At 68.3% G+C, this 9,237-nt stretch carries 9 protein-coding genes; 5 read left to right on the forward strand and 4 right to left on the reverse strand.

From position 1 onward, the window contains the following. From ACFYZB_RS46320 to ACFYZB_RS46330, 3 genes are all read left to right on the forward strand, one after another. The coding region (locus ACFYZB_RS46320) for an SsgA family sporulation/cell division regulator (RefSeq protein ID WP_388768131.1) at window positions 1-348 on the forward strand (348 nt) is incomplete at its 5' end. 40 nt (window positions 349-388) lie between these two features. Continuing rightward, window positions 389-718, forward strand: a complete 330-nt coding sequence (locus tag ACFYZB_RS46325; protein ID WP_388768133.1) for an NIPSNAP family protein — start codon at window positions 389-391, stop codon at window positions 716-718. A 198-nt stretch (window positions 719-916) separates the two neighbouring features. Next, window positions 917-1,342 carry an SsgA family sporulation/cell division regulator gene (locus ACFYZB_RS46330; RefSeq protein WP_388768135.1) on the forward strand — a complete coding sequence of 142 codons (426 nt, stop codon included), beginning with the start codon at window positions 917-919 and terminating at the stop codon, window positions 1,340-1,342. Between the two features lie 176 nt (window positions 1,343-1,518). Here ACFYZB_RS46330 and ACFYZB_RS46335 read toward each other — a convergent pair whose 3' ends face one another. Beyond that, window positions 1,519-2,478, reverse strand: a complete 960-nt coding sequence (locus ACFYZB_RS46335) for an amidohydrolase family protein (protein ID WP_388768137.1) — start codon at window positions 2,476-2,478, stop codon at window positions 1,519-1,521. 152 nt (window positions 2,479-2,630) lie between these two features. On the opposite strand from ACFYZB_RS46335, the gene ACFYZB_RS46340 reads away from it, so the two are divergent. Beyond that, window positions 2,631-3,395: an IclR family transcriptional regulator gene (locus ACFYZB_RS46340; RefSeq protein WP_388768139.1), complete on the forward strand. Its 765-nt coding sequence runs from the start codon at window positions 2,631-2,633 to the stop codon at window positions 3,393-3,395. Window positions 3,396-3,580: 185 nt separating this feature from the next. Here ACFYZB_RS46340 and ACFYZB_RS46345 read toward each other — a convergent pair whose 3' ends face one another. The 3 genes from ACFYZB_RS46345 to ACFYZB_RS46355 form a co-directional block, all read right to left on the reverse strand. Next, window positions 3,581-4,168: a TetR/AcrR family transcriptional regulator gene (locus ACFYZB_RS46345; RefSeq protein WP_351204525.1), complete on the reverse strand. Its 588-nt coding sequence runs from the start codon at window positions 4,166-4,168 to the stop codon at window positions 3,581-3,583. A gap of 129 nt (window positions 4,169-4,297) precedes the next feature. Beyond that, window positions 4,298-5,806 (reverse strand): MFS transporter, encoded by a 1,509-nt coding sequence (locus tag ACFYZB_RS46350; RefSeq protein ID WP_388768142.1) that lies wholly within the window; start codon window positions 5,804-5,806, stop codon window positions 4,298-4,300. 400 nt (window positions 5,807-6,206) lie between these two features. Further along, window positions 6,207-6,857: a TetR/AcrR family transcriptional regulator gene (locus ACFYZB_RS46355; protein WP_388768145.1), complete on the reverse strand. Its 651-nt coding sequence runs from the start codon at window positions 6,855-6,857 to the stop codon at window positions 6,207-6,209. 254 nt (window positions 6,858-7,111) lie between these two features. Here ACFYZB_RS46355 and ACFYZB_RS46360 point away from each other — a divergent pair. Beyond that, a partial coding sequence (locus ACFYZB_RS46360; RefSeq protein WP_388768148.1) for a cytochrome P450 occupies window positions 7,112-9,237 on the forward strand: 2,126 nt, incomplete at its 3' end.

Genomic DNA, 9,237 nt, shown 5'->3' on the forward strand with positions numbered 1-9,237 from the left:
TTGTGCATGCGGCTGCGGTACGAGCCTGCTGATCCCTATGTCGTCCGTGCCGCCTTTTTCGTCCACAGCGACGAGCCGGTCGAATGGGTCCTGGGGCGGGATCTTCTGGCTGACGGTCTGGAGGGTTCCGCAGGTTACGCGGACATCCGGATCTGGTCGGCCGCAGGGCGGGGTGACGAGTCGATCTACATCGCCCTCGGTTCTTCCGGAGGCACCGCCTTGCTCGAGGTCCCCGTGCAGGACATCTCGTCCTTCCTTCAGGACACCCAGGCTCTGGTGCCGCGGGGTACCGAGTCCGGACTCATCGACTGGGATGCCGAACTGGCACACCTCCTCCCCCGAGGCTGACCGCCGACCATCCACGCTCAGAAGTAAAGGAACCAGTGTCATGCCCCAGTACCAGCTTCGCGTCTACACCCTGCGCAGCCCCGACGCGCTCTCCGCCTACGAGAAGATCTGGGCCCAGCACATTCCCGGTATGGCCAAGCACCGGATCACCACCCACGGCGTCTGGACGGTGCCCGCGGCGCCCGGAAGCGACACCCCCCGGCTGTACGCCCTCGTTTCCTACAAGGACGCCGAGGACGTGCAGGAGCGGCTGGAGGCATACCTGTCGAGTCCTGAATTCCGCGCGGACATGGAGGGATTCGACATCAGCCAGATCGTCGGCCTCGACGAGACCCTCCTGACGCCCACCGTGGACTCACCCTTGCGCTGACGGGTCAGCCTGCGACGAGTGACGCGGCCAGAAGGGCCGGTATCCGGCGACCCTGCGCTGGTGGTTCCGGTGTCGTCGATGGCGACCCACCAGTGGTGGCCCTTGCCGGCATCCCCGTCCGTGCAGCCCCTTTGAATCCGGCGACAGCCCTTTCGATGGCCCTCCCCGGATGGCTCAAAGCACCAGGAGTAAGACCCAATGAAGTCATTGAGAACTGTGATCCGGGGGCTGCCTGTGAAGCTTGTCGGCGTTCATGCGACGTCCTTGCCCATGATCATGAATCTGCGGTACGAGCCGAGTGATCCCTATGTGGTCCATGCCGCATTCACCACCGATGTCGACAGCGACGAGCCGGCGGAATGGATCATCGGGCGCGATGTGCTGATCGACGGCCTGGCGGGTCCCGCCGGCGAGGGGGACGTTCGCATATGGCCCGCCGGCGAGGAGGGCCGCCGCGACTTGTACATCCTTCTCAACCCGCCGTCCGGTACGGCCCTGCTCAAGGCCCCAGCGCAGGAAGTCAAGGCGTTCCTGCGGGAAACGGAGGCAGTGGTGCCCCGGGGGGCCGAGCTCGGCCACAGCGACTTCGACCGCTTGCTGGCGCACCTCCTCGCCGAAGGGTGAGTCCTGGCCGGATGCTGTTGGAGTCGGTGACCTCGCAGACCAGAACGCTGTGGCGGATCAGCCGCAGCTCCGCCCGCTGACGGCAGAGCCGCCCGAGCAACCCGGACCGCGGTGCTGCTGTGACGACCGCGGTCGTCAGACCCACTTGCTCACGACCCTTCCTTCAGGTCGGGCGGTCACCGTGCGTCGGTGTCGAACAAGCGGCCGGCATTGCGGGTGGTGAGGTCCCGCCAGGTGACGGTGGCGGACGGCTGCACCGCGGAGTCGATGGAGGTGACCTGAGCGAGCACCGCGTCGATGGGTGTCCAGCAGTAGTCGCTGCCGTAGAGGAGCCGCTCGGTGCCGAAGGCCGCGTCGAAGGCCGGGATCTGGCGCGGGAAGGGCGTGCCGGCCATGTCGTACCAGAGTCGGCCGAGTTGCTCGACGGCGCTCGGCGCGTCGACGGCGCCGCCGCCGACGTGGGTGCGGAAGAGTTCCATCCGGTCGGCGAGCAGCGGCAGCACACCTCCGCCGTGTGTCAGGATCCAGCGGATCCGCGGACGACGGGCGAGGACTCCTCGCAGGAGCAGGTCGCTCGCAGTGCGCGCGGTGTCGAAGAGGAACTCCAGCATCGGCCGTGGCCGGCCCAGAGCAAGCTCGTCGGCGTGGGGCGCTGAGGTGGGGTGAACGAAGACGACGGCGCTGCGGCGGTCGAGCTCCTCCCAGAGCGGCTCGAACCGGGGGTCACCGAGGTAGAGGCCATGGTGGTTGGTTTCCACCACCACTCCGTCCGCACCGAGGACGTCGAGCGCGTGGGCGGCCTCGGCGAGCGAGCCCTCGACGTCCGGCAGGGGCAGGGAGGCGAAGAGACCGAACCGCTCCGGGTCCTCACTGCGGACCCGGGCGCCGAACTCATTGACCTCACGCGCGAGAGCGCGGGCCTCGCTGTCGTCCCCGAAGTGCACTCCGGGCGAGGAGATCGACAGGTAGGACTTGTCGATCCCTGAGCGCTTCATCATGTCGAGGTGCTCTTCGACGCTCCACGCGGGCCAGCCGGGCATCCCGTCGGGATATTCGACACCTGCGGCTCGCGCCGCCGCCACATAGCTGTCGGTCACGAAGTGGGCGTGCACATCGATGAAGCCGCTCGCGATCATACGGCTCTCCCTTTCGGCGGAGTCCCTGTCAGTGCCAGCCACCGTAGGAAGCGTGCCGTACATTGGCAGCGGTGATTCCAATGAATGAAATGGCGATCACTGACGACGGTGTGCCCAGGAGACGCGGCGGCAGGCCGGCTGAGGGACAACCGGTGATCGACCGAGCGTTCGCCCTGCTCGGCAGCTTCGACGGTGACCATCGTGCGCAGACGCTTGCCGACCTCGCACAGCGAAGCGGCATCCCCCGCAGCAGTGCTCTCCGGCTCGCCCGGTCTCTGATGAGAGTGGGCGCTCTGGAACGCCTCGGCGACGGCCGATTCGTCGTGGGTCTTCAGCTGCTGGAGACCGCTTCCCTGGCCCCGCGCGGTCACGGGCTGCGATCGGTGGCGATGCCGTTCATGGAGGACCTCTTCCACGTCACCCGTCAGCATGTCCTGCTCGCCGTGCGGGACCATGGGGAGGCGCTGCTGGTCGAGCGGCTGTCAGCGCGAGATGCGAGTCCCGTGCGCTACCGCGTGGGGGGCCGTCTTCCTCTGACGTCCACCGGCGTAGGACTGGTACTTCTCGCCTTCGCACCGCCGGCCGTCCAGGAGCAGGCCCTCGCCGCCTACGCGCCGGAGCACGGCGACGACGACATCCGCACCCCTGCCGACCTGCGCCGTGTGCTGGCGGAGGTACGGCGCGGCGATCACGCTGTCGGCCACCAGAGCCGCCCTTGGCAGGTGAGCACCGTGGCCGCGCCGGTGCGTGACGGCGGCGAGGTGGTCGCGGCGTTGTCGGTCGTGGCTTCCGGCACCGGTTCGCCGAACCCGGGGTACGGCCCGGCCGTGCGCGCGACGGCCCGTGCGATTTCCCGCTGTCTCATCGAGGACAGTGGTCGGACCGTGTCCGTGGAAACCGAGGACGGGCACCGGTAGCGTGCCGACCCTGGCCCCGCCGGCTGTCGTTGTGCCGAGTCCTCTCCGCCACATCTCCCCTGGGGAAAGTCAGTTGCTGCAGGTGTCGAGCCACCGGCGGCGTTGGGATCGCGCAGCGGCCGCAGGGTGGCGTCGGCGCGGACAGCACGTCGAGGTTCCAGTGATGAGCCCGCAAGCCGCTATACCTAGGACCAACCTCGCAAAGCGGCGTCCACGACGGCGTTCACGGTGTCGCGCCCCAGGTGGTTCCCGACGAAGAAGCGCTCGAAGAACAGCGGCCCGGCGGTGGCCATGGCGAATGTCTCGGGGGTGACGTCGGGCCGGAGCTGGCCGCGCTCGACGGCTGTGGTGACCGCGGGGCGCAGGGCGTCGGCGATCTGGTTCAGCAGTGACTCCCGGAGGCGGCGCATACCTTCGTCGTGCCGTGAGCCCCCGAGGACCGCGGCAAGGACGGCCCCCGACTGCTCGTCCTCCCAACGCTCGGCGAGCACGTTCAGACGGTAAATGAGCTCCGCTCGCGGATCGTTGCCCGAAGCGGCCCGAAGCTCCTCGGGTACCGGAGGGAGAGGGGGCATGCCGGCCTCCAGCGCGGCCAGGCGGAGGTCGAGAAGGCTCGGCCAGTGCCGGTAGACGGTTGCCCTGCCGACGCCGGCACGCGTCGCAACCGTTTGATGTGTCACGGCCTCCAGCCCGCCTTCCGTGAGCAACGCGGTGGCCGCCGCGACCATGGCCTGACGGCTGCGCAAGAGACGCGGATCTGTTCGATCTTCCACCTGGTGCACCTTCCGCTGATAGAACCCGAGTCGCAGCCACTATGGGACATCCATTGAGCAGGTGAGGGGAGCCGCAAGGACCCTGTTCGCCTCCTTCGAAGGCGGGCCCTCACAGCACTGCTTGTCCCGCTACATGTGCACGACAGGTGCGGCGTTCTCGTTCTGCTGGGGCACACCCCGGCGGTAGAGCAGGGCGGTGATGACCAGGCCGGCGACGAAGACGGCCGCCGACCACCAGTAGGCCGTGGAATAGCCCTCCAGGCCGGCCTGAGCCAGCACGCCGGGGTTCTTGGGATTGCGGCCGGAGAGGTAGCCGGTGGCTGCGTCGGATGCCATCGTGCTGAGCAAGGCGATACCGATGGAGCCGCCCACCTGCTGAAGCGTGTTGACGGCGGCCGACGCAACGCCGGCATCGGCGGCCGCCACGCCGGAGGTCGCCAGGCTCATGGCGGGCGCGATGACCGTGCCCAGCCCGATGCCGACGAGCACCAGCTGGGGCAGTACCTGCGTCACGTACCCACTGTTCAGGTCCAGCGTGGTCATCCAGATCAGCCCGGCGGCCGCAATGGCCATGCCCAGCGGGACCACCGGCTTCGGTCCTATGCGCGCTACCAGGACGTTGTTGGCCACCGCCGAGGCCGACGACGACGCCACGATCAGGGGCAGGAAGGCGAAGCCGGTGTTCAGGGCGCTGTAGCCGAGGCTCTGCTGCAGGTAGTAGGTGAGGAACAGGAACACGCCGAACATGCCCGCGCCGGTGACGAAGAGGGCGGCGAAGGAGGCGCCGCGGTTACGGTCCAGCAGGACCCGCAGGGGCAGCAGCGGAGACGCCGCCCTGCTCTGCCACCACACGAAGACGGCCACCAGTACGACGCCGGCCGCCAGCATGCCCCAGGTCGCCACCGAGCCCCAGCCGTGCGTCTCGGCGTTCGAGAACCCGTAGACCAGGCAGAACAGGCCGATAGAGGCCAGCAGAGTGCCGGGGACGTCAAGCCTGGAGGACGTGTCACGCGGGGTGCGGTGCAGCAGGGCCGCCCCACCGGCGAACGCCACCACCGCGAAGACCACGTTGACGTACATGGTCCAGCGCCAGTCCAGATACTGGGTCAGCACGCCGCCGAGGATCAGGCCGATGGCTCCGCCGGCACCGGCGACCGAGCCCGCGACGGTGAAGGCCTTCGCCCGCTCGCGCGGTTCGGTGAAGGTGGTCATCAGGAGCGACAGTGCGGACGGGGCCAGCAGGGCGGCGAACAGGCCCTGGACGGCGCGCGCGATGACGAGCATGGCGAAACCGTTCGCCGCACCTCCCACCATGGACGCGGCCGCGAAGCCGGCCAGACCCACCAGGAAGGTCACCTTCTGACCGACCAGGTCCGCGACCCGGCCGCCGAGCAGCAGCAGACTGCCGAAGGCCAGCGCGTAGGCGGTGACCACCCACTGCCGGTCGGCGTCCGAGAAGCCCAGGTCGTGCTGGGCGGACGGCAGGGCGATGTTCACGATGGTGCCGTCGAGGACACCCATCAGCATCGACAGGGAGATGACCACCAGAATCCACCAGCGACGCCGGTGCGACAGGTCGGGCACATGCTCAGGTGTGGTCTCGGCGCCGCAAGCAGCGACGGTGGCGTTCTGGGACATGGGGGCAGCCCTCCGGACAGCGAATGGGGGATGGAGGAAGAGAGAAAAAGAACGGAATCGAGAGATCGGGGAGGTCCCATCCGGTACGGGGCGCCACTTCGGGCGGGAGCACTCGGCGACGTAGCCGCCTCGGTGAACCGATGACGCGGGTGATTCAGTTCGACGAGGCCGACGGTCTCCCCCTCAGGAGGGAGACCAGGAACAAGCCAACGACCATGGTCATTTCACGGTTCAGCGTCGGCAAACAGCTGCCGTGCAGGGGCTGGATGTGGAACCACCCCGCCGGGCGGTCTCACCCGATGTGAGGCGGTGGCTCCCGTGTGTCGCAGCCTGATATCGCCCGACTGCGGGCGCGCCTCAGGCGCTGGCGCCCGGGGCGCAGCGCCTCAGGCTGACTGGCTCAATGGCCGGCGTGCCGGCCGTCACGACCGGCGGTGAGGCGGCCTTCCAGGCCCGTGATCAGCGTGTCCATCACGAGACGGAACATGTGGTCCTGGTCAGGGCCTTCAGGGGCCGCACTCGTAGAGCCAGGGTCTGCGTCGGCCGCGTCTTCGTCGGCTTCAGGGCCGTGGGACTTGAGGGTCGACCACTGGTGGAGTGCGCCGTTCAGTTCTGCGGTGAGGACACCGATGACGACGGCGACCATCAGCGCGGCGATCTCCGAGACCTCTGACTGCGGCACACCGGCAGCGGCCACGATGGCGGTGAGGGTGGTCCAGAACGGGTCGTGGGGCTGGATGAAGTCCGGCTGGTGGCTGAACGAGTACGCCAGCAGCTTGGGGTGACGGTGCGCCAGGGTCCGGAAGTCCGTGGCGAGCAGACGGATCCGCTCCTGCCAGGGCGCGTCCTGCAGTGTCACGGTGCGGAACTGCGCTCCGACCATTCTCGTCACGCCGCGCAGCACGGCTTCCTTGTTCGGCACGTGGTGGTACAGCGACATCGGGTTCGCGTCAAGCGCGGCGGCGAGTTTGCGCATGGTGAGCGCCTCGACCCCGTCCTCGTCGATGAGCCGCAGGGCGGCGGCATAGATCCCGGCCTCCGTCAGAGGCACGTCTCTCTTCCTCGTTCCCCGCGGGGGACGTCTCACCTTCTTCTCCATACCTCGTACGGTACCAGTTCCGTACACAGTATGGAAATGAGCTTCACCACAGCCCCATCTGGAGTCCCGGGGTTGCACTCGACTTTCCGTACCGGGTATGGTTCTAATTCCATACGGCGTATGCTTCCGTACGGCGCCACGGCATCGACCTGCGCAGCGCGCCCTTGCCCATCCCCCTCCACCCCCTCCGCGCAGAGGAGCAAGACATGACCACGCACCCCGCGAACGACCTTCGCCCCATCCGGTCCCCGCGCGGGATCCCCCTGCTCGGCAACACGCCGCAGATCCCCGACACCAATCCGGTCGAGTACTTCGCCGAGCTGTCCAAGCAGTTCCCCGAGGGCATCTACGGCTTGGACATCGCCGGTATCGAGCAGATCTTCGTCTACGACCCGGACCTGGTGGCCGAGGTCTCCGACGAGACGCGGTTCTTCAAGCAGATCGAGAAGACGCCGCTGCAGCATGTCCGGGACTTCGCGGGTGCGGGCCTGTTCACGGCCCACCAGCACGAGGAGGAATGGGGCATGGCCCACCGGATCCTCCTGCCGGCGTTCAGCCAGCGGGCCATGAGGGCCTACTTCGGGCAGATGCTGGAGATCGCCCAGAACCTGGCGGGCAAGTGGGAGCGCAAGGAGGGGCAGTCGGTCAACATCACCGACGACTACACCCGGCTGACGCTGGACACGATCGCCCTGTCGGGGTTCGGCTACCGGTTCGACTCCTTCAGGAAGGAGGAACTGCACCCCTTCCTCAACGCGCTGCTGGGCGCGCTGGTGGAGTCGCTGCGGCGCTCGCAGGAGCTGCCGATGATGACCAAGCTCCGCAAGGCCGATGCCAGGAGGTACGCCGAGAACGTCCAGCTGATGCAGGAGCTGGTCGAGAGCGTGATCAAGGAGCGCCGCGAGGGGAAGGGCGGCGGTGAGGAGGACCTGCTGGGCCTGATGCTGGAGGCCACCGACCCGGAGACCGGCAAGCGGCTGTACGACGACAACGTCCGCGACCAGGTGCTGACGTTCCTGATCGCCGGCCACGAGACCACCAGCGGCCTGCTGTCCTTCGCCACGTACTCGCTGATGCGCAACCCGCACGTGCTGGCCCAGGCGTACGCCGAGGTGGACCGGCTGATGCCAGGTGACACGGTCCCGGACTACGACACGATCATGCAGATGGACGTCATCCCGCGGATCCTGGACGAGACCCTGCGCCTGTGGGCTCCCATCCCGTCGTTCGGCAAGACGGCGCGGGAGGACACCGTCATCGGCGGCCACTACGAGCTGAAGAAGGGTGCGAAGGTCCTCATCCTGGAGGGCCCGCTGCACACCCACCCCAAGGCGTGGGAGCGGCCGGACGAGTTCGACATCGACCGCTGGCTGCCGGAGAACCGCGTCCAGCACCACCCGCACGCCTACAAGCCGTTCGGCAACGGCATACGTGCCTGCATCGGCCGCCAGTTCGCGCTCACCGAGGCCCGCCTGGCCCTCGCGCTGGTGCTGCAGAAGTTCAAGTTCTCCGACACCAACGACTACAAGATGGACCCCCGGGAGGCGCTGACGCGCAAGCCCGGCAACTTCGAACTCATCGTCCGCCGTCGCCAGGAACACGAGCGGACCGTCTTCGGCGCCGCGGACCTGCAGACCGACGACACGCAGGCGCAGGCCGCGGTCAGCGGTGTCGGTGTGAACCTGACCGTCGCCTATGGCTCCAGCCTCGGCTCCTGCGAGGACCTGGCCCGTACCATCGCCGACCGCAGTGAGCGCTCCGGCTTCGGCACCACGCTGGTGAGCCTGGACGAGCTGGGCGACAACCTGCCCACCGAGGGCCTGCTCGCCGTCGTCGCCGCCAGCTACAACGGCAAGGCTCCCGACAACGCCCAGCGCTTCGACGACCTGCTCGCCGCCGGACTGCCCGAGGGCTCGCTGGCGAACGTGCGGTACGCGCTGCTGGGCGCCGGCAACACCCAGTGGGTGGCCACCTACCAGGCATTCCCCAAGCGGATCGAGGAAGGTCTGCTGGCCGCCGGCGCCACCCCGGTCGTGGAGCGCGGCATCGCGGACGCCGCCGGGGACTTCGACGGCATGGCCACACGGTGGATGGACAACCTGTGGGCCACCCTGGCCGAGGAGTACGCCGCCGACACCTCCCAGGCCAGCGGCCCCCGCTACCAGGTCCAGCTGCTCACCGAGTCCGACGTGCGCCCCGCGATCGTCTCCGAGCAGGCGTACCCGCTCACGGTGGTGGCCAACGAGGAGCTGGTGGCGGATGCGACCGGCCTGTGGGACTTCGCCATCGAGCCGCCGCGCCCGTCCGCGAAGTCCATCACCGTCGAGCTGCC

It is taken from the genome of Streptomyces sp. NPDC001852, from assembly GCF_042891825.1.
Taxonomy (GTDB): domain Bacteria; phylum Actinomycetota; class Actinomycetes; order Streptomycetales; family Streptomycetaceae; genus Streptomyces.

Coding starts and splice junctions, on each gene's coding strand:
- ACFYZB_RS46330 (WP_388768135.1), top strand. CDS start 917: ATGAAGTCATTGAGAACTGTGATCCGGGGGCTGCCTGTGAAGCTTGTC.
- ACFYZB_RS46335 (WP_388768137.1), bottom strand. CDS start 2,478: ATGATCGCGAGCGGCTTCATCGATGTGCACGCCCACTTCGTGACCGAC.
- ACFYZB_RS46325 (WP_388768133.1), top strand. CDS start 389: ATGCCCCAGTACCAGCTTCGCGTCTACACCCTGCGCAGCCCCGACGCG.
- ACFYZB_RS46350 (WP_388768142.1), bottom strand. CDS start 5,806: ATGTCCCAGAACGCCACCGTCGCTGCTTGCGGCGCCGAGACCACACCT.